The organism is Arthrobacter sp. UNCCL28 (assembly GCF_900102805.1).
Lineage (GTDB): Bacteria > Actinomycetota > Actinomycetes > Actinomycetales > Micrococcaceae > Arthrobacter > Arthrobacter nicotinovorans_A.
The window spans coordinates 801,539-820,796 of sequence record NZ_FMWE01000002.1 but is presented as its reverse complement, the minus strand read 5'-3'; the positions used below and the strand labels follow the sequence as shown (position 1 = coordinate 820,796).

General features: G+C 63.7%; 16 protein-coding genes and 1 riboswitch. Of the genes, 7 read left to right on the top strand and 9 right to left on the bottom strand.

Annotated features, from left to right (window positions below):
• Nucleotides 1–3: 3 nt before the first annotated feature.
• The 3 genes from BLQ01_RS08300 to BLQ01_RS08290 all read right to left on the bottom strand — a co-directional run bounded on the left by BLQ01_RS08300 (nucleotide 4) and on the right by BLQ01_RS08290 (nucleotide 3,195).
• The gene (locus BLQ01_RS08300; RefSeq protein WP_254779294.1) at nucleotides 4–948 is read right to left on the bottom strand and encodes a matrixin family metalloprotease; all 945 of its coding nucleotides are present in this window, start codon (nucleotides 946–948) and stop codon (nucleotides 4–6) included.
• A 108-nt stretch (nucleotides 949–1,056) separates the two neighbouring features.
• Nucleotides 1,057–1,869 carry a matrixin family metalloprotease gene (locus BLQ01_RS08295; protein WP_091551175.1) on the bottom strand — a complete coding sequence of 271 codons (813 nt, stop codon included), beginning with the start codon at nucleotides 1,867–1,869 and terminating at the stop codon, nucleotides 1,057–1,059.
• Nucleotides 1,870–2,031: 162 nt separating this feature from the next.
• Nucleotides 2,032–3,195 (bottom strand): VIT1/CCC1 transporter family protein, encoded by a 1,164-nt coding sequence (locus BLQ01_RS08290; RefSeq protein ID WP_026543180.1) that lies wholly within the window; start codon nucleotides 3,193–3,195, stop codon nucleotides 2,032–2,034.
• A 229-nt stretch (nucleotides 3,196–3,424) separates the two neighbouring features.
• Here BLQ01_RS08290 and BLQ01_RS08285 point away from each other — a divergent pair, with 229 nt between their 5' ends.
• Entirely contained in the window at nucleotides 3,425–3,616 is a 192-nt protein-coding gene (locus BLQ01_RS08285) for a hypothetical protein (protein ID WP_026543179.1), read from the top strand.
• Here BLQ01_RS08285 and BLQ01_RS08280 read toward each other — a convergent pair.
• Together BLQ01_RS08280 and BLQ01_RS08275 are read right to left on the bottom strand one after the other, a co-directional pair.
• A complete protein-coding gene (locus tag BLQ01_RS08280; RefSeq protein ID WP_026548088.1) occupies nucleotides 3,613–3,930 on the bottom strand; it encodes a hypothetical protein in 318 nt (105 codons plus the stop codon). The genes BLQ01_RS08285 and BLQ01_RS08280 overlap by 4 nt on opposite strands.
• Before the next feature lie 16 nt (nucleotides 3,931–3,946).
• Nucleotides 3,947–4,066, bottom strand: a riboswitch (SAM riboswitch).
• 273 nt (nucleotides 4,067–4,339) lie between these two features.
• Complete coding sequence (locus tag BLQ01_RS08275; RefSeq protein ID WP_175493372.1) at nucleotides 4,340–5,875, bottom strand: sodium:solute symporter family protein; 1,536 nt, start codon at nucleotides 5,873–5,875, stop codon at nucleotides 4,340–4,342.
• A gap of 266 nt (nucleotides 5,876–6,141) precedes the next feature.
• Here BLQ01_RS08275 and BLQ01_RS08270 point away from each other — a divergent pair, with 266 nt between their 5' ends.
• Nucleotides 6,142–6,717 (top strand): helix-turn-helix domain-containing protein, encoded by a 576-nt coding sequence (locus BLQ01_RS08270; RefSeq protein ID WP_024819844.1) that lies wholly within the window; start codon nucleotides 6,142–6,144, stop codon nucleotides 6,715–6,717.
• Nucleotides 6,718–6,809: 92 nt separating this feature from the next.
• On the opposite strand, the gene BLQ01_RS08265 is transcribed toward BLQ01_RS08270, so the two are convergent.
• Together BLQ01_RS08265 and BLQ01_RS08260 are read right to left on the bottom strand one after the other, a co-directional pair.
• Nucleotides 6,810–7,652, bottom strand: a complete 843-nt coding sequence (locus tag BLQ01_RS08265; protein ID WP_035761258.1) for an endonuclease domain-containing protein — start codon at nucleotides 7,650–7,652, stop codon at nucleotides 6,810–6,812.
• Between the two features lie 246 nt (nucleotides 7,653–7,898).
• Nucleotides 7,899–9,872 carry an APC family permease gene (locus tag BLQ01_RS08260; RefSeq protein WP_091551052.1) on the bottom strand — a complete coding sequence of 658 codons (1,974 nt, stop codon included), beginning with the start codon at nucleotides 9,870–9,872 and terminating at the stop codon, nucleotides 7,899–7,901.
• 221 nt (nucleotides 9,873–10,093) lie between these two features.
• On the opposite strand from BLQ01_RS08260, the gene speB reads away from it, so the two are divergent.
• On the top strand, nucleotides 10,094–11,164 hold the full coding sequence (gene speB / locus BLQ01_RS08255; protein ID WP_026543176.1) for an agmatinase: 1,071 nt from the start codon (nucleotides 10,094–10,096) through the stop codon (nucleotides 11,162–11,164).
• Nucleotides 11,161–12,885, top strand: coding sequence for a thiamine pyrophosphate-binding protein (locus BLQ01_RS08250; protein WP_026543175.1), 1,725 nt, complete (start codon nucleotides 11,161–11,163; stop codon nucleotides 12,883–12,885). The genes speB and BLQ01_RS08250 overlap by 4 nt, the downstream gene beginning before the upstream one ends.
• 62 nt (nucleotides 12,886–12,947) lie before the next feature.
• Here the strand turns inward: BLQ01_RS08250 and BLQ01_RS08245 are convergent, their stop codons facing one another.
• Together BLQ01_RS08245 and BLQ01_RS08240 are read right to left on the bottom strand one after the other, a co-directional pair.
• The gene (locus tag BLQ01_RS08245; RefSeq protein ID WP_026548084.1) at nucleotides 12,948–14,282 is read right to left on the bottom strand and encodes an MFS transporter; all 1,335 of its coding nucleotides are present in this window, start codon (nucleotides 14,280–14,282) and stop codon (nucleotides 12,948–12,950) included.
• Between the two features lie 31 nt (nucleotides 14,283–14,313).
• Entirely contained in the window at nucleotides 14,314–15,342 is a 1,029-nt protein-coding gene (locus BLQ01_RS08240; RefSeq protein WP_091551050.1) for an MBL fold metallo-hydrolase, read from the bottom strand.
• Between the two features lie 95 nt (nucleotides 15,343–15,437).
• Here BLQ01_RS08240 and BLQ01_RS08235 point away from each other — a divergent pair, with 95 nt between their 5' ends.
• The 3 genes from BLQ01_RS08235 (at nucleotide 15,438) to BLQ01_RS08225 (ending at nucleotide 19,079) form a co-directional block, all read left to right on the top strand.
• Nucleotides 15,438–16,337 carry a LysR family transcriptional regulator gene (locus tag BLQ01_RS08235; RefSeq protein WP_026543172.1) on the top strand — a complete coding sequence of 300 codons (900 nt, stop codon included), beginning with the start codon at nucleotides 15,438–15,440 and terminating at the stop codon, nucleotides 16,335–16,337.
• Nucleotides 16,338–16,419: 82 nt separating this feature from the next.
• Entirely contained in the window at nucleotides 16,420–16,902 is a 483-nt protein-coding gene (locus tag BLQ01_RS08230; protein WP_026543171.1) for a MarR family winged helix-turn-helix transcriptional regulator, read from the top strand.
• 8 nt (nucleotides 16,903–16,910) lie between these two features.
• Complete coding sequence (locus tag BLQ01_RS08225; protein WP_091551048.1) at nucleotides 16,911–19,079, top strand: MFS transporter; 2,169 nt, start codon at nucleotides 16,911–16,913, stop codon at nucleotides 19,077–19,079.
• Nucleotides 19,080–19,258: the final 179 nt, after the last annotated feature.

The following is a 19,258-nucleotide window of genomic DNA, read 5'->3' as shown; positions in this document are numbered from 1 at the left end:
CGCCTAGAAGTCCTTGCTGCACGGACCTGAGCCGAGCTGGGCCAGGCCGGTCCTGTCGCCGGCAGCGTATTGCCGCACCCAGGACGCCTGGTCAAACATCAGTTGGCGGGGATCGTCCACGTGGTCAAGGCCCACCAGATGTCCCAGCTCATGCATGATCACCGCTACACCGATCTCCTTCCCCTCGGAGGTGTCCACGATGCCGGCGAACTGCGGCGCGTCAAGGGAAACAGTGCCAGTGACATAGGCCTTGTACCCGTTGCTCAATCCAATCGAGGAGCTCCCACCCAGGCCCACGGTTTGGCCGGTCAGGCGGGGTACTTGCTCCGGCGTGCTCCAGGCGATCAGGACGGGCGCCCACCGGTCACCGTATCTGGCCGGCTGGTACCCCTGCCTGTTGGTGGAGGGGACCTCTGAAGAGGGACCGTCATAGATGAATTTCAAACCCGTGGCCACGCTGGCCTGCCGGATGGCCTCTTCCACCAACAGCTGCCAGGAGGGATCGGCCAGGTCCGAGTTCACCACGTAATGGATGGGCCTGCAGGGGGAATACGCCAGGGGAGTGCCGTCCTCTTTCACGGCGAGGAACTTGTAGGAAGTGCTGGTCCGGTTCACGGGCGCCGGGGTTCCCAGCGGTGCATCTGCCTCTTCCAAACCTGGCACAGGGTCCTGGCGTTGCCCGAATGGAACCAGCCCGGGCCGGGGCGCCTGGCTCTGCGTCGCGGAGGAGCCGTACAGGAACCGCTGGAGGTCGCCGCTGAAATAGGCCCCGGCACATACCAGGCCGAGGATGCCCAGGAAGAACAGGATGGCCGCGATGCTGCTGTGCTTGATGGGAGGCGTGGGCTCCGGGGCGTAGTGATGGAGGCTGTTCAGGGGACCGTTCGGGGGATCATGCGGGCGGCGGGGATCGGGGTCCTGCCACTGGGGCGACCCGTAAGGTTCCATGGAACCCCCTGACCTGGAGGCTGCGACGGGAGATGGGGCGCCGCCGTCGGCCGTAATCGCCAGCATAGGTCCGGACGGGCCGGGAGTCCATGGCCAGGGAACCGGCTCTCAGATGTCCTTGCGGCAGGGTGCTGAGGCAAGGAGGTGCAAGCCGGTCAGGTCGCCCGCGGCAAGACCGTCAGGGGCGCCGATCTCGGGATACATCAATTGGACCGGGTCATCAACGTGGTCCAATCCCATGACGTGCCCCAATTCGTGCTGCATGACCGCCAGAACGTAGTCGGCTCCTTCAGGGCTGGCGAGGAGTTCGGAGACCTGGGGTGTGTCCAGCTCCAGGCTGCCCGTGATGTAGCTTTTGGGTCCTTTGTTGAGCGAATACATGGTGCTGCCGCCGGTACCAATGACCTTGTCCGCCAACGCCGGTGCCGCTTCAGGGGTGGTCCACGAAATCAGCAGGGGAGCCCAACGATCGCCGTATTTGGCCGGTTGATAAGGCTCCCGGCGGTCTACCGGCAACTCGTCGGTGGTGCCGTCGTTGACGAACCGGATCCCGGAAGCGGCGGAGACATTGGCGATCGCCGTCTCCAACAGGGCATCGGAGCCCTCCGGTGCGGAGGCGTTGTTCACCACGTAGTGCAACGGCCGGCAGGGCGAGTACCCCACCGGAGTGCCGTCGTCGTTGGTGGCCAGGAACTTATATGAACTGTTGGTGGTGGCGGGCTGCGCCGGCGGGGCCAGCGGGGCGTCCGCCTCCTCCAACCCGGGAGGCGGGGCGTCTTCCGCGCGTGCGGGCGCGGCCTGTTTTTGCGCGCCCGGCGCTGCTCCAGGGACGCTCAAACCCGGGAAAAGGGCCGTGATCCGTGGGTCGCCATGCAAGTAGCCGCTGACCAGCACTGCCACTACAGCGGCAACTGCGGCCATGAGCACACCCCGCAGAATGCGCCACACTGTACCGGCACGCCGGTGTCTGGGCGCACGCGTTTCCCGCTCTGAGTCCACGGTTCTCCATTCCTCACGCCCTGGTCACGCGGGGCAGCGCGGAGGACGAACCAACATTACGGGCTGCGGGGGGAGCCGTCCAAACTAGACGATGGTGGCGCCGAACACCAGGCCCAGCCCGTAGGTGGCGGCAGCTGCTCCCAACCCGATCGCGAGCTGGCGCAGGCCGCGGCTCAGCGGCGAGGTTCCGGACAGCAAGCCCACGACGGCGCCGGTCGCCAGAAGCGCGACGCCCACCAAAGCGCCGGCCACTACCAAGGCGGCGAAGCCGGTCATCCCAAAAATGAAAGGCAGGATGGGAACGATGGCGCCGGAGGCGAAGAAGCAGAAACTGGACATTGCCGCGCCCCACGCCGAGCCAACGGATTCGTGCTCATCGGTGGCAGGCTTCTCAGGCTGCAAGGAAAGGCTGGGATCGCAATCGCAGCTGAACAAGCCCATGCGCTCCGCGGCCCGGTGCTCTGCGGCCTCACGCGTCATTCCGCGGGCTAGGTAGACCAGGACCAATTCGTTGTGCTCGATGTCCAGGGACGGTGCGGCCGTGAGGGTGGCTTGCGTTGGCAACGTAGCGTTGAGTAGTTCGCGCTGGGAGCGGACCGAGACGTACTCCCCGGCGCCCATGGACAACGCGCCAGCCAATAGGCCTGCCACTCCGCTCATCAGCACCACGGGACTGGGCACACCTGTTGCGGCCATGCCCATGACCAGCGAAAGGTTGCTCACCAAACCGTCGTTGGCACCGAAGACCGCGGCCCGGAAAGTTCCGGAGAGCCTGTTCCGTCCACGCGTTGCCAGGCCACGGACAACTTCCTCGTGGATCTGCTCGTCAGCCACCATGGCAGGAGTTGCTGCGGGTTCGGTGCCGTAAGGGGAGCGGCCCTCTGCGCGCTGGGCCAGGGCGAGTACGAAGACTGATCCGAAGTTGCGGGCCAGGAAGCCCAGGAACTGGCTCCGGGCAGATGCTGCCTTGGGCATTCCGGCGTGCTCGCCCAGGAGCTTGAGCCAGTGGGCCTCGTGGCGGCCTTCGGCCTCTGCCAGAGCCAGCAGGATTTGGCGCTCTTCTCCATCGCGTCGCTGGGCGAGTTCGCGGTAGACGGCGGCTTCGGCCCGCTCGTCGGCCAGGTACTGCCGCCAGCGGCGGATGTCCGAGGACGTGGGATGCTGCGAGGCGTTGCCGGGGTCTGCTGTTTCGGGGGCGGGGTCCGGAGCGGGGCTCGACGAACCGTGGGATTCCTGGTGCTTTTGCACTTTTTCTCCTGTGCTGGGTGGGGTAGTTGCGGCCCCATTGCACGCCCCACTGTACCGCGTATTTGCGCGGTTTTTTGGCCGGTATTCCTCAATCGGAATGTTCGGCGCACCGTAATTTTGGGCCCTTGACCCTCGCCTGCGCCGGTGCTCAGATGGAAGGACAGGGGCGGGGCCCACCCCGCACACGGTCACCAGGGCTTTGAGCGGCCCGCGAGACGGAGGTTGCACCATGGACACCACCGAATCACACGCCAACCACCCGGAACGGACCACCATTGAGTCCGACCCGGCCTACGATTACGCCGAAGATCAGCCAGTGGACGAGCCCTGGGTAGAGGAAGTAGACGCCCCGGAGGACGACGAACGCGTGGTTCCCCTGGACGAGTCTGAAGAATTCCGTGAGGAAGACGAGGAGATCTAGGACGGGTCCTGGTCGGTGAGGGTGTAGTGCTGCTGCGCACCCGCCCGTTGGCCGACGGCGGCAACAGTCACCGTGAGGGTCCTGGTCGGCCCGCACCAGCGGGTGGGCCTGACGGCCCGGGCCAACGCCCCCGCGATCAGGTGCGGTTGGGGATGGCGGAACTTCGCCGTTCCGGCTTTTGCCACGATCGTCACCGTGCCGAGGAAGAGATCGACGGCGGGAATCACCGCGACCGTCGAGGCAACGGGGGCCGTGGGCTTGGAAATTGCCGGGTCTGATGAGTCGGCCGGGGTGGTAGCGCCTTGGTACGGCAAGGGACTTCTCCTTGGGGGAGTGCTCTTGCCCGCTCGGTTGTCTCTGGTCCGGGACGGGCCGCTTCCTCATCCGAACCACCCGTGAACATGGGGTTGGTGTGTGGCCAGTCGGAGCTTGGCACCACATCTCTTGAAGCTGGGACAACCCTACCGCACAGCACCCACCCCTCCCTCCTTCCCGTTGTGAGGCCTGCTTTGCGGGCTTTGGCGAGGTTTTAGGGAGCAAAGCGGGCCACCCAACGCCCTCTTCCTTCCCGTTGTGAGGCCTGCTCTGCGGGCTTTGGCGAGGTTTTAGGGAGCAAAGCGGGCCACGCAACGCCCTCTTCCCCGGGGAAAAACAACGGCGGCGCTTCCCCGAAAAGGGGAGGCGCCGCCGTCGAACTTTGTTGTTGGGGTATTGCGTGGGGTCCTACTTGTGGCTGCTGACCGGGTGGGCCTCAGGGGGAAGTTCCTCAGAGACGGCCCCGGCAACGCGCTTGTCCCAGGCCTCACGGACTGCGGGGTCGGTGGGCGGGGTGAGCAGCGAAATCACCACGTAGGCGATGAACGAGGCGGCGAGACCGTAGTAGATCGGCTCGTTGGCGTAGACGCCGTCCGCACTCGGAATGATACCGACGGCGAAGAGGATCAGCAGGGCAAGCGTCAGCACCGAGCCAACTGCCATGGACCACGCGGCGGCGATGCCCGTACCGCGCTTCCACACCAGGCCGCCGAGGATTGCCACGAGGAGGCCGCCGACCAGGATGTCGTAAGCGATGGTGAGGGCAACCACCACGTCCTGTGCGGCCATGGAGATCAGTACGGCCACAACACCGAGTCCAAGGACCCAGTAGCGGTTGGCCTTGACGTCGTGCTCGGGGTTCTCGCTGTCATCGGTGTTGATGGTCTTGCCGAACCAGCTGGCCACGAACGGAACTACGTCGGCGCGTGCAACCGTTGCTGCTGCAATCAACGCTCCGGAAGCGGTGGACATCATGGCGGCAACAGCTGCTGCCATCACCAGGCCGCCGATACCGACGGGCAGGATGTGCGTTGCAACCTCTGCGTAGACAACGTCCTTGCCGAGGTTTGCGACGTCGATATCCGGGAGGGCTACACGGGCAGCCAGGCCGATCAGTGCACCTGCGATGCCGTAGAGGATGCAGTAAACACCGGCGGTGGCGCCGCCCCAGCGTGCAACGGTGGGGGTCTTGGCAGTGAACACACGCTGCCAGATGTCCTGGCCGATCAGCAGGCCCAGGGTGTAGACCACAAAGTACGTGATGATGGTCTGGGTGCCGATGCCGTCGATCTGGAAGAAGCTGTCCTCAAGCCGTGAACGGATGCCATCCATGCCACCGGCTGCGTTCATGACGAACGGGAGCATGAGGAAGAAGATGCCTACGGTCTTGATGATGAACTGCACTTGGTCGGCCAGGGTAATGGACCACATGCCGCCGATGGTGGAGTAGACCAGGACGATCGCGCCGCCGACTGCGATCGCCAGCCAGCGTTCCCAATCGAAGAGGACCACGAAGATGGTGGCGTAGGCGCCGGTGGAGGTTGCGCAGAGCATGAGTGTGTAGGCCAGCATGACGATGCCGGAGGTCTGTGTTGCCCTGCTGCCGTAGCGCAGGCTCAGCATCTGGGAGACCGTGTAGATCTTCAGGCGCTGGATGGTGCCGGCGAACAGCAGGCTGAGCAGCAGGACGCCCGAGCCAATGGCTACGACCAGCCACATGCCGGAGATGCCGAACTTGTAGCCGAGGCCTACGCCGCCCACGGTGGATGCGCCACCGAGGACCACTGCGGCCATGGTTCCTGTGTAAAGGAAGGGGCCCAGGCGGCGGCCGGCCACCAGGAAGTCGCTGTTGTTCTTGGTGCGGGACTTGCCCCACCAGCCGAATGCCAGCATGGCAAGCAGGTACACCACCACGATTGCGATGTTAATAGCCGAAGATTCCATGAACGGTCCTTGGAGCTGATGCACGGAGGTTGGGGTTTTCGACGATACTCCTGCGAAGCGTCGAAGTCTCTGTGCTGACGATTGGAGATTGGGGAGGTGTTGTGTGCCTCACAGACAACACTTGTTGCCTCTGAGGATATGTTGTGATCGGAGTAACAGTCAAGATGCTTTGGTCATGGTTACGCGGATTCTGGCCTTGTTGGCCCGTCTCCCGGCTACTATTGCTCCAATGACAGGGCCACATGACAGGCCTGAAAGGTTCGTGAATGAAGGCTCTCCCCGTTGAACCGAGCAATGTACCCGTTGCCATCGGTTCCAGAATCCGCGCAGCCCGGCAGGCGCAGCGACTCACCATCGAGCAAGTGGCGGACGCTACCGGGCTGACCAAGGGCTTCCTCAGCCGAGTGGAGCGCGATCTGACATCGCCGTCGGTCGCTTCCCTGGTCACCCTGTGCCAGGTGTTGTCGGTCTCGGTTGGCGACTTGTTCGCCGCCCCGGAAACGCACCTGACCAAGCGCGACGACGGCCCCCGCATCTCCCTGGGTGGCCAAGGCATCGTGGAGCGGTTGCTGACGGCACGTTCGGAGCGCCGCCTCCAGATTCTGCAGGCCACCATCGAACCTCGGGGCCGTGGGGAAAACGAGCTCTACGCCGTGGATTGCGATGTGGATGTCCTGCATGTGGTCAAAGGCCGCATCAAGCTGATTCTGACCAACGAGGAGTACGACCTCGAAGAAGGGGACACGCTCTCCTTCCCCGGCCGTGAACCCCACACGTGGATCAACCCCACGGACGAGACCGTCGAGGTGCTCTGGGTCCTGGTGCCAGCGGCGAGCCGCTAGTTCCTTCGAGCCACGGCGCTCCTTCCCGGATACCCCGAATTTTCGGAGCTGTGGTTCTCCTTGCCCTTGCCACTGCCGGGGGTAGGTTCGATTCAGCTGCTGACGAACCGGGGAGGAACGTCGCGAAGCCTTTCCAAGACTGCCCGGATTTCCGCAATAACCCGGTCCGGTTCGTACCAGATTGCCTCCGGCGGATAGCGAAGGACAGAGAATCCCTTGAGTGTGGACGCGTTGTTCCGGAACAGGTCCCGGCGCAGGGAAGCCCGGTCCGCATGGAAAGCGAAGCCGTCCACCTCCACAATGAGCATTCCTTCGATCAGGAAGTCCACGCGGCCGATGCCTGGGAGTTGCACCTGGGCGTCATAGCCAATCCCGTGGGCTTTGAACAGGTACTGGGCGTCAACTTCCACGATGGATTCGGCCCGCAGATCGAGTTCTTGAAGGATCACCAGAGCCGGCCGCGACTTGTCTGCAGAGAGTTCCTCCCGCAGCAGGGCCAAGGGCACTCCGTGAAGCCGAACAGCCGAAACCGCCATTGCTGCTGCGGCGTTGGGCTCGAGGCATCCGAGCGAGTGAATCACGGCATCCTCCACGCCCGCGACGGGAAGTGTTGGATCGCCGTCGAACCTCACGGTCCGGTGCCGCACGAAACCTGATCCATGGCCGTGGTTACACGCCAAGTGGTGCCGTTCGGGCGGCCTCCTGAGCCACAGACCGTAGTGGCCGGCGGCGCTCGCGCACGTCACTTTGGCGTTGTTCCGGATCGCCGCGGCAAATTCCGCCCTGCAGCCCTTGAGCATGAAGACGCCACGGCGCGGTTGCCCGGCTCCCTGCGTGGGCAGCCGGGCAACGTCCGTACGAGAGTAGCCTGCGGCCAGGAGTTGCCCGGTCCGGGCCACGCCGCCTACTTTTTGAAGGTATTGGAGAGCATCCATCCAGCAAGTCCACCGGGACTGAGGGGGCGCAGGGAATGCCGGGGTGCCCGTATGTGGGTAACCCAGGAGGCTTTCCGGATTCGTGATGGGTGCGTTCCTTCCCGGTTGCCTCGGGTGGTGGGTGCGTTCCTTCCCGGTTGCCTCGGCGCAGGAGGCCCAAGGCTGATCCCTGGATACGGGAATCCGGGATCCATGCTCCCCGCTCCCGCCAGGAAGTGGGGAGGAACGCGGCGAGGGTGGGAGCGGTCAGCCGACGTGCACCCAAGGCCGGCGGGTGATGTCCGGCTCTGCCTCCCGCAGCACTTCACGGGTCACCGGGGCAATCTCGCCTTCCCCGAAGAACAGGAATTTGCTGAGGTTGGAGATCGGGTTGCCCTCGGTCCAGCGGAAGTAGATGTGCGGCATGAACCCAGTGACGTCGCGGATGTGGAGCAGCACTGCGGCAACGGTATTGGGAACGTTGTTGCTGTGCACTTCAAGGATCTTGAAGCCGTGCCGCGTCTTGCCGACCACCTTAAGTTCCTGTTCGAAGTCCGAACTGTCGTCCACGATCACTTCAATAAAGACGGCGTCGCAATCGACAGGTAAGTGGCTTGCCTCTTGGGCGTGCTGGAGCTTCTCGCGGTACCGGCTGGCGCTGAGGTGTTTTGGTTCATGGGCGATGATCCGGACCGGCCCTTCGGAAGCGTTGGCGGTGAATTCCAAGGCTTTCTCGTCCATCTTGATGTGGGTTGCCCGGAGCTCGAAGGCGCGCCTCATGCGGGATATGAAGCTGACCACCATGATGCCCAGGATGAAGAGAGCCGCGATTTTCAGGCCGTCGGGACGCTCGATCGAGTTCACCACCGTGGTGTAGACGAAAACCAGGGATATGATCCCGAAGCCAATGACTTGGCCCCGTTGCTTCTTCCGGCGGGCGGACAGGGTGACAGCGATGGATGCGGACGTGATCAGGACCAGCACGCCTGTGGCGTAGGCGCCGCCCTGGGCGTTGACGTCGGCTTTGAAGATGACGGTGACGATGAACGCGATGACCGTAAACACCAGGACCAATGGGCGCAGCGCCCTGGCCCACGCCGGAGCCATTCCGTAGCGCGGCAGGTAGCGGGGGACCAGGTTCAGCAGTCCGGCCATGGCAGATGCTCCGGCGAACCAGAGGATGGCGATGGTGCTGATGTCGTAAACGGTGCCGAAGCCGTCGCCGAGGAACTTGTGGGCAAGGTAGGCGAGGGCGCGTCCCTCCGCTTTGCCGCCTTCCTGGAATTCGGCTGCCGGGATCAGCATGATCGTGGTGAAGCTGGAAGTGATGAGGAAGGTGCTCATGATGATTGCTGCGGTGGTGAGCAGTTTGTGGGCGCCCTTGATCCGCCCCGCGGGGTTTGCTTCGGTGTCTGCAGGGTGGCCCTTGATCTGCGGCATGACGGCTACACCGGTTTCGAATCCGGAGAGTCCCAGTGCCAGGCGCGGGAAGACCAGGAGGGCCAGCGCAACCATCATGATCGGATCGCCGTGGGACGTGGTGAGGGCGCTCCACCAGTCCGAAATGACGTGTGCCTCAGTAAAGAGGTGGCTGATGGACACGAGGATGACCACCAGGTTCAGGGCCAGGAATGCGGCCACGAGGACTACGGCCACGTTGATGGCTTCCTTGAATCCGCGCAGGAAGACCACACCGAGCCCGGCGATCAAGGCAAGCGTGATGACCACCTGCTGACCTTCCAAAAAGTGCGGGGCGAAGGGGTTCTCGATCAAGTGGGCCGTGGCGTCGGCTGCTGAAAGGGTGATGGTGATCATGAAGTCCGTTGCGGCGAACCCCAGGCGGGCCAGGACGAAGAGCTTGCCGCCCCAGCGGGGGAGGAGCCGCTCCAGCATCGCGATGGAGCCTTCTCCGCGGGGACTTTCCTTAGCCACGCGTCGGTAAACGGGCAGGGCGCCGGCCAGGGTCGCCAACACCAGGAGGAGGGTGGCCAAGGGGGAGAGCAGCCCGGCGGCAAGCGCGGCAATGGCGGGCTGGTAGCCCAGGGTGGAGAAGTAGTCCAGGCCGGTGAGGCACATGACCTTCCACCAGGCTTGCGGCTTATGGGAGTCCGAGGGGCGGCCGTGGGGGCCCTGCCTCTTGCCCGAGGTGTCCGGCATTCCCTCCAGCAGCCAGGGCTTGAGCTGGAAGGAATTCTTCGGCCGGTTGGCCGGATCGGCCGGAGGCCTCGACAAGGTGGTCACTGTGTCCTTTCGTGCAGCACTGTGCTGCTTCCGCAAGGAGCGTATGACCGCTTTCGACGCCGGGACCCCGGTTTTTATGGAATCTTTACGCCTGCTGTGACGGGCATCTCATGACGCCCGCCTTCAAATCAGATGTGTAAACAAGTGATGCATATTAGACAACTTTGAGTGTATGATGGGTGTCACAGTCATCCCAGCTATCCACTAAGGAGTGGCGCATTTTGGAAGAGCTCCGTATTGAGGCCAACGGCAACCTTGGTCCCATCGATTCATCCCGCATCCCGCGTTATGCCGGTGCCGCCACCTATGCCCGCCTGCCCCGCCTGGACCAGGTCTCCAAGGCCGACGTCACTGTTGTTGGCGTCCCCTTCGACTCCGGCGTTTCGTACCGCCCCGGCGCGCGCTTCGGCGCCAACCACGTACGCGAGGCCAGCCGTCTGCTGCGCCCGTACAATCCCGCCTGGGACGTCAGCCCGTTCGAGAACGTCCAAGTCGCCGACGCCGGTGACATGGCCGTCAACCCGTTCAACATCAACGAAGCCATCGAGACCATCCAGCAGAACGCCATGGACCTCACGGCCAACGGCAGCAAGCTGGTCACCCTTGGTGGTGACCACACCATTGCCTTGCCGCTCCTCCGCGCAGCAGCAGAGCGTGCCGGTGAACCCATCGCCATGCTCCACTTCGACGCCCACCTGGACACCTGGGACACCTACTTCGGCGCCGAGTACACACACGGGACACCGTTCCGCCGCGCAGTCGAGGAAGGCATCCTGGATACCGAAGCCATCAGCCACGTGGGTACCCGCGGCCCGCTGTACGGTAAAAAGGACCTCGACGACGACCACCGCTTCGGCTTCGGCATTGTCACCTCCGCTGATGTCTACTACCAGGGTGTCCTGGAGACGGTTGCAAAGATCCGGGACCGCATCGGCAACCGTCCGCTGTACATCTCGGTGGACATCGACGTCCTGGATCCGGCACACGCCCCGGGAACCGGCACCCCTGAAGCCGGTGGCATCACCAGCCGCGAGCTCCTGGAAATCATCCGCGGTTTCCGTGGCATGAACCTCGTTGGCGCGGACGTCGTGGAAGTCGCCCCCGCATACGACCACGCTGAAATCACCGGCGTTGCAGGCAGCCACGTGGCCTATGAACTGGTAACCCTCATGGCGGACAACGCCGTTGAAGGGGATCGCCACGGCGCTCCGAACGGCTATGCACAGCAGGCTCTTGGCGCACGCATTGCAGAAATCGCGCAGGCAACGGGAGCGGCCGGGGATCAGCGATGATCGATTTCGACCCCGGCACGGCAGCCGCTGCTGCAGGTGGGGACGCTGGCACCAATCAGCGCAACGGTGGGGACCTCGTCGTCGAGACCCTCGAGGCGCTGGGCGCGAAGACCGTTTTCGGTATCCCGGGCCAGCACGCGTTGGGTCTGTTCGACGCGATGGGCCGCGGCAACCTGCACTTCGTCTCTTCCCGTGTGGAAAACAATTCCGCATTCGCAGCTGACGGGTACTCCCGCGCCACCGGCGAGGTGGGTGTGCTGTTCCTGTCCACGGGACCGGGCGCGCTGACCTCCCTGGCCGGTTTGCAGGAGGCTTACGCCACGGGTGTTCCCATGGTGGTTGTGGCCAGCCAGATCCCGCTCGACGGCCTGGGCGCACGCCGTAAAGGCATGCTGCACCAGCTCGATGACCAGAAGGCTTCGGCCGCGAACGTCACCAAGAGCCAGCGGCTGATCCAGCATGCCTCCGGAATCCCGTCGGCCATCCAGGACGCCTGGACCGAAGCCATTTCCTCGCCGCAGGGCCCGGTCTGGATCGAAATCCCGCAGAACGTCCTGCTGGATCCGATCATGGTTCCGCCGGTTGAGGATGCGCTCGCCGAGGCATTCGACAACCCGCCCCGCGTGGAGTTGATCCGCGAGGCCGTGAAGTGGCTTTCGACGGCGGAACGTCCCGCGATCATCGCAGGTGGCGGTACGCGCCGTGGCCGGGCTGAGAAGTCGCTGCTCTCGATCGCCGAGCAGCTTCGCGCCCCGGTCATTTGCACTCCCGGTGGCAACGGTGCGTTCCCGTGGACCCACGAGTTGTCCTTGCAGTCGTGGATCGAAGACCGGTATATGACCGACGTCCTTGAAGACGCCGACGTGCTGATCGTGATCGGCTCATCCCTGGGTGAAGTGACCTCGAACTACTTCACGTTTGAGCCTCGCGGCCGGATCATCCAGATCGACGCCGAGCCGCGGGTCCTCGAATCCAACCGGCCAGGCCTGGGCATCCGTGCCGACGCCGGCCAGGCACTCGCAGCCCTGGACGAAGCCCTCGCAGCAGCAGGGGCTTCGGAGGCAACCAAGCGGGATTGGCATGGCAGCAGCCCGGAAGACGTGGTCAAGGAATCCCTGGCCAAGGTTAAGGCACGCCTGGAATCACAGGACCTGGCCAAGGAACTGAAGTTCATGGCCGACATCCGCGAGGCCGTCCCGGCCGACATGCAAACCTTCTGGGACATGACCATCTCCGCGTACTGGGGCTGGAGCTGCTGGGACGCCCGGCAGGGCCAGTTCCACTCTGCACAGGGCGCCGGTGGCCTCGGCTACGGCTTCCCGGCAGCAATCGGCGGTGCCGTGGGTTTGGAAACGACCGGCAAACTCAACGGTTCTGCACGTGTGCTTGCAGTTTCCGGCGACGGTTCCTCCATGTACTCCATCTCCGAACTCGCCACCGCCAAGCAGCACAACGTCCCGGTCACCTGGTTGATCGTGGACGACGGCGGCTACGGCATCCTGCGCGAATACATGGTGGGGGCCTTCGGCCAGGCCACGGCCACCGAGCTTGCCCGCCCGGACTTCGTCAAGCTTGCTGAGTCCTTCGGCGTCCCGGCCCGCCGGGTTGCCCCGGAGGAAGTGGGGGACGCGCTGAAGGCATCCTTTGCAGCGGACGGACCCAACGTCGTCGTGGTTGAAACGCTTTTGAAGATGTTCGGCCCCACGCATTTGGACGACTAGACACGCAGTTCAGCCAGCCCCCGCACGGTGATCCGTGCGGGGGCTGACTTTTATCCTGACACTCAGTCGAGTTCGCGCTCGGTGCCCTCCGGTGTGAGTTTCACGGCAACAACCGCCGCAAGCATCGCAGCGATCCAGAACACTGCAATAAGCCACAGGCCACCACCGGTCGCGAGGCTTAGGCCGGCGACGATCATGGGAGTAAAACCGGCACCAATCATCGAGGCACCTTGATACGCCAGCGAAGCGCCCGTGTAACGGTTGCGGGTGGGGAACTGTTCTGCAACGTAGGCAGCAATAGGTCCGTAGAGGAAACCTTGCACGAGGCCATTGCCCAGCACGATGGCGAGGGCAAATGCCCACAGTTCGCCGTTGTTGATGAGCACCAGGATGGGGTAAGCCAGGACGGCGCCCAGCAGCGACGCTCCAATGAGGACACGGCGTCGGCCGATCCTGTCGCTGAGGCGTGCCGAGTAGAAGCAGATAATCAAGGTCAACAGTGCCGCGAACGCCTTGATGTTCAGGATGCCGTTCTTGTCGGCGCCGTTTTCCACGGCAACCGATACACCCCACACGGTAGTCATCGACTGGCACACATAGAACGCTGTGGTTGCGAGCAAACCGAGTACCACGGCGCGGCGGTTGTTCTTGAGGACGTCAAGAAGGGGCACCCGCCGTTTGGCTCCTTCTGCTTCAAGTTTCTGGAAAGCAGGAGTCTCGGAGACTTTGAGGCGAATGACCATGCCGACGGCGATCAGCGCGGCACTGAGCAGGAACGGCACGCGCCAACCCCAGGCCAGGAAGTCCTCGCCGGAGAGCGCTGCGAACAGGGACAACGCGAGTGTGCCCAGGATTGCTCCCGCCGGGCCGCCGGCATTGGCGAAAGCTGCCGCGAATCCACGGTGCTTCTTGGGCGCATGCTCTATGGCCATCAATGCAGCGCCACCCCACTCGCCGCCAACCGCGACGCCCTGAACCAGGCGCAGTGCCACCAGCGCAATGGGCGCGGCAATGCCGATCTGGGCCGTGGTTGGCAACAAACCGATCATCGTGGTCCCGAAGCCCATGATGAGCATGGAGAGAACCAGCATCTTCTTTCGGCCCACCCTGTCGCCGAAGTGGCCGAAGATGAGGCCTCCAAGGGGGCGGGCAACATAGCCGACGGCGAGAGTGACAAAGGAGGCGAAGAGCGCGAAGCCAGGACCCAGGTTGGCGAAGAACACCTTGTTGAAAACCAGGCTGGCGGCCGTGGCGTACAGCATGAAGTCGTAGTACTCGATGGCACTGCCGATGAAGCTGGAGGCAAGGATGCGGCGCATGTCCTTGGACTTCATGGAGGCTTGGGGCGTGTCCGTTGCAGTTCCGGGCAGGGTGTCCTGCGGTGATGCTGAGCTCATGTGATTCCTCACGGTGGTTAGGGTTCGCTCATCAGCGCTGACGGGCGAACGGAATGACGTCGAGATCGTTGGGGACGGTGAATGTTCCGGTGAAGTGTTCTTCGGCTTCGAGCCAAACGGATGCGGAGGCCGAGCCGGGTACGAGGTGATGCAGGGCGAGGTGCCTGGCGCCTGCGGCTTCGGCCAGTTTCGCTGCCTCGCGCACGCTCGTGTGGGACTTGTAGTGGTGGTCCCGGGCGGCCCGGCTGCCGTCGTCGGTCTTGTCCGCGTACAGCGATTCCACCCAGGCGAAGTCGATGGCCTCATGCAGCAGCAGGTCCGTGTCCTGGGCCAACGTGATCATGTTCTGTGTGTAGGCGGTGTCGCCGGAAATAGTCACGGAGCCCTCGGTGGTCTCAAAGCGGAAGGCAAACGCCGGAGCAACCGGTGGGTGTTCCACCAGGATGGCCGTTACGATCACCAGCTCGTCGCGGTAGACCTCGAACGGTTCCATGTCCGGCGTCGGATTGTTGTTGGGGTGGTACCCGGACCCGGCCGGTACCTGGATATCTTCGGCGTTGAAGATGTCGAGCGGGCTGGGCCTGAGGCTGTCCAGGATGCGGTCATTGAGGTCCGTAGCGTGGGCGGCCATCAATTGCTCGAACATCTGCCGGGTACCCGGCGTCGGATTCTCCGGCGCCAGCGGAAGAGGCTCGACGACGGCGCGTGGCGACACCGGGGGCAACTCGTCCCGGTTGCCCGGCCCAATGATTTTGACCGGGTTTTCGCTCCGATCGGCGAGGGCATACAGTCCGAAAATGCCAAGGCCTGCGAGATCGTAGACGTGGTCCGAGTGCAGATGCGTGATGAAGAGCGCCCGAAGATCCTTAAGCTCGAGCCCGGATTGGCTGAGCCGGCGTCCGGCACCTTGGCCGAAATCGACCAGGTAGAAGGCGTCACCCACCACCACGGCAGTTGCGATTCCCGTGCGCTCGCCGGAGTCCGCTGCCGCCCACCAACGGGGGCCGCCGGCCGTGCCCAGGGTGATCACGTGTGGTTTCAGGGATGACGTCGTCGTCATTGTTTCTCCTTGCAGTTCTTGGCTTTCTTCAAGTGTGGCCGGGCTCACGTGACTTGTATAATCAATCAATTCAAAGAAGTTCATAAGGAGGACTGATGGCTGAGTTCACGCTGCGCCAGCTCGAGTACTTCGTGGCCGTCCTCGATCACGGATCCCTCACCAAGGCTGCGAGCGAAAGCAATATTTCCCAGGCCGCAGCGTCCATGGCCATTGCCCAATTGGAGAAGAGCCTCGGTCTGGACCTGCTGATCCGGACCCGCGCCAAGCGTGTGGAGCCGACGGCGGCGGGAATCGAGCTGGGGCTGCGGGCGCGCCGGATCCTCAGGGAGACTGCGGACCTGCGGGGCGGTGCGCTCCTGGGATCGCATGAGGAGATGCGCGGACGGGTCTCCATTGGCTGCATGGTGGCCATTTCGCCCCGGGTCATCCCGGAGCTTATTGGCTACTTCGCCGAGAAGTGGCCCGAGGTGGAACTCGACTTTGTGGAGGGCGCGGCCGAAGATCTGCAGAAGGCTGTAGGGGAGGGGGAGCTGGACCTTGCCTTCGTCTACTCCCTGCAAGTGGTGCCCGGCGTCGACGTCGTCAAGGTGGTGGAGTCGCGTCCCCAGTTCATGCTCGCGGCCGGCCACCCCTTGGCGGGAAGTGCGTCGCTCAGCTTCGCGGATCTTGCGGACGAGGACGTCATTCTCTTCAACGTGCCGCCGAGCGCCGAACGCGTTACGGCTATGTACCTTGCGGCGGGGATCGAGCCAAGGGTTCGCTGGAAAAGTGTGGTGGCGCAGACCATTCGCGGCGTGGTGGCCAGCGGGAGGGCGATTTCCGTGACCCACGCATGGCCGGGAGTGGCTCCTGTTTATGCCGACGCCAAGGTTGCGCTGGTGCCCATCAAGGATGAGCTTCCCGAGAGTTGGCTTGTTGCCGCCGTGCCTCCTGGAATCAAGCGGGCGCGCCGGGTGGATGAGGTCATAGGAGCCGCGATTCACCTGGCAGGCTGAACCCCGGAGCCATCTTTAGTTTCCCAAAGCAATCAAATTAGGTTATAGTTGCTTTAGGCAAACAAAAAGAGGGGTGTTTTCCATGTCCGTCGGTTCTGCCACAGCAACCGATCTTGTGCATCAAATCTTCGATCTCCAACGCACCCTGCGCTGCGTGGTCACCGCCCACATGGCCCGCGTTCCCGACGTCGGAATGGCAGTTCAGGGCGTCATGCGGTTCATCGGCGAGGGGGAGACCCGCGCTACGCATCTGGCCACGCGCCTGGGCGTCAGCGCCCCGGTCCTCAGCCGGCACGTCACGGAGTTGGAGGATCTGGGGTTCGTGGTCAGGCGGCCGGACCCGGCCGACGGCAGGGCCCAACTCCTTGCCTTGACGCCCGAAGGGGCAGCGAAACTGCGCGAATTTGAAGAACAACGCAGCGTGAGACTGCGGGATTACCTGGCGGATTGGAGCGAGGCTGACGCCCTCGAGGCCTCCCAGGTCATCAACAAACTCACAGAGTCCCTCAAGGACTCAATCCGGGCAACGGCGGCCGGCTCCACCACAACACACCAGACAGCTTAGGAGCCACCATGGCCACACCAGCAGTTCAGAACACCAAGGCGGCGGACGCCTCAGTCAGCACCGCGGCCATCAAAGCCGCAGCACCCATGACCCACCGGCAGATCATGGAAGCCCTCACGGGCCTCCTCGCGGCCTTCTTCACCGCGATCCTCAGCAGCACCATTGTTGCCAACGCGCTGCCCACCATCATGTCCGAGCTCAAGGGCACGCAAACCGATTTTGCCTGGGTCATCACGGCCGCATTGTTGGCGAACGCGGCCACCACCCCCATCTGGGGCAAGCTCGCGGACCTCTTCGACAAGAAGCTCCTGGTCCAGCTGAGCATCATCATCTTCGTAGCCGGTTCGGTCATGGCCGGCCTCTCCGAAACCATTCCACTCCTGCTGACCGCACGCGTCATCCAGGGTGTTGCCATGGGTGGCCTCACCGCCTTGGCCCAGGCCATCATCGGATCGATGATTCCGCCCCGCGACCGCGGCAAGTATTCCGGTTACATGGGTGCCGTCATGGCCGTGGGTACTGCCGGTGGCCCGCTGCTGGGTGGCTTCATCGTTGACAGCCCCCTCGGCTGGCGCTGGACGTTCTTCGTCTGCGTGCCGCTGGCCGTCGTCGCGCTCATCCTGCTTCAGGTGACCCTTAAGATCGAGCACATCAAGCGTCCTGCCAAGATCGACTGGTTGGGCTCCATCCTGCTGACCTCGGGCGTCAGCCTGCTCCTCATCTGGGTTTCCTTTGCCGGCAACCCTGACTACTATGACTGGTTCTCCTGGCAATCAGCCCTCATGGTGGGTGGCGGTGTAGCGCTGCTGGCCGTCCTGGTGTTCGTGGAGACCAAAGTGGCGCAGCCGATCATCCCGCTTAAGATCATCTCCGAGCGCACCACCGCCCTGGCCATCATTGCCTCCGTTGCTGTCGGTATCGCCATGTTCGGTTCCTCCACCTTCCTGGGCCAGTATTTCCAGGTAGCCCGCGGCGCCACGCCCACCGAAGCCGGCCTGCTGACGCTGCCGATGATTGCCGGCAACCTGATCGGTTCGGTCGCCTCCGGTGTCCTGATCAGCCGCTTCGGTAAGTGGAAGAGGTTCCTGATTGCAGGCTCCGTCCTCCTGATCGGCGGTCTCGCATTCGCCGGAACCATGGACCACACCACTGAACTCTGGATTGTTGCCATCTACACCGGCGTGTTCGGCCTGGGCCTGGGCATGCTGATGCAGAACCTGGTCCTCGCTGTCCAAAACACCGTCCAGGCGAAGGACATTGGAACCGCCAGTGCTTCGGTGGCCTTCTTCCGCTCGGTGGGTGGCGCGATCGGCGTATCCGTCCTGGGTGCCATCATGTCCAACCACGTGAAGGACCTGGCCGTTGAGGGCATGGCAGCTGCCGGCATTCCAGTCCAGGGCGGCGGCTCCGGAGCCAGCATGGACCTGGCCGACATGCCTGCCCCCATCGCTGACATCATGCGCGCTGCCTATGGTGATGCGACCGCCCAGATCTTCCTGATCTCCGCGATCATCAGCGTTGTGGCCCTTCTGGCAGTGCTGTTCATCAAGGAACGCCCCCTGCGGCGGACCGTGGATGCCGCACCGGAGAAGGAACTCATGGCGACCGCTTCCGGCGATGCCGGGATGTCTCTGGATACCTCCTCCCTGGACGCCGTAAAAGAGGACGGAATGAAAGCGCACGACGACGCCGCCGGTAACTTGGGTGCCGGGCAGGGGCTTCCGGTGGGGGAACGGCAGGTTCCGAAAGCCGGACACCCTGCCCCACGCCAGGATTCCGGATCCGACCTCGACCTTGAGTTCGCCCGGATCCTTACCCAGGAACGCCCGCACGCTGCCAGTAATGTCAGAGCGGCCAGTGACGTCAGGGCTGCCAGCGACGTCAAGGCGGCAAGTGACGTCAAAGCTGCCAGTGACATCAAGGACGTCCAGGAGCAGTTGTCCCGCACGCAGTATGTCCTGGCCGAACAGCAACTGCAGCTAAGCCGCGCCAACGTGGAACTGCAGGCGAGGTTGCGGGAACAGCAGGCCATTGCCGAACAGCAGGCCAATACTGCCGAGGAGCTCGCCGCCATCCGCAAGGAACTGAAGCGCGAACGCCGGCAGCAGGAACGCATGGCGCTGCTGCTCCTGCAAGGCGTGGAAGCCCGGCCTGAGCACGGCAAGCACGCAGGGTGATTCTGAAGTAAATGACTGCCCCGCTCGAAGCAGCGGAAACAAGGCGCCGGTTGGAATTCCAGCCGGTGCCTTGTTGACTCTGCCTCCCGATGTTCCTGCGCCGGCGGGACGATGTTCCTGCGCCGGCGGGAGCATCAGCGACACGGCAAATACTCCGCTGGGATGATCTTTTCCGTAAG

Coding starts and splice junctions, on each gene's coding strand:
- BLQ01_RS08300 (WP_254779294.1), bottom strand. CDS start 948: ATGGAACCTTACGGGTCGCCCCAGTGGCAGGACCCCGATCCCCGCCGC.
- BLQ01_RS08295 (WP_091551175.1), bottom strand. CDS start 1,869: ATGGCCGCAGTTGCCGCTGTAGTGGCAGTGCTGGTCAGCGGCTACTTG.
- BLQ01_RS08285 (WP_026543179.1), top strand. CDS start 3,425: ATGGACACCACCGAATCACACGCCAACCACCCGGAACGGACCACCATT.
- BLQ01_RS08275 (WP_175493372.1), bottom strand. CDS start 5,875: ATGGAATCTTCGGCTATTAACATCGCAATCGTGGTGGTGTACCTGCTT.
- BLQ01_RS08270 (WP_024819844.1), top strand. CDS start 6,142: ATGAAGGCTCTCCCCGTTGAACCGAGCAATGTACCCGTTGCCATCGGT.
- BLQ01_RS08265 (WP_035761258.1), bottom strand. CDS start 7,652: ATGGATGCTCTCCAATACCTTCAAAAAGTAGGCGGCGTGGCCCGGACC.
- BLQ01_RS08250 (WP_026543175.1), top strand. CDS start 11,161: ATGATCGATTTCGACCCCGGCACGGCAGCCGCTGCTGCAGGTGGGGAC.
- BLQ01_RS08245 (WP_026548084.1), bottom strand. CDS start 14,282: ATGAGCTCAGCATCACCGCAGGACACCCTGCCCGGAACTGCAACGGAC.
- BLQ01_RS08240 (WP_091551050.1), bottom strand. CDS start 15,342: ATGACGACGACGTCATCCCTGAAACCACACGTGATCACCCTGGGCACG.
- BLQ01_RS08235 (WP_026543172.1), top strand. CDS start 15,438: ATGGCTGAGTTCACGCTGCGCCAGCTCGAGTACTTCGTGGCCGTCCTC.
- BLQ01_RS08230 (WP_026543171.1), top strand. CDS start 16,420: ATGTCCGTCGGTTCTGCCACAGCAACCGATCTTGTGCATCAAATCTTC.
- BLQ01_RS08225 (WP_091551048.1), top strand. CDS start 16,911: ATGGCCACACCAGCAGTTCAGAACACCAAGGCGGCGGACGCCTCAGTC.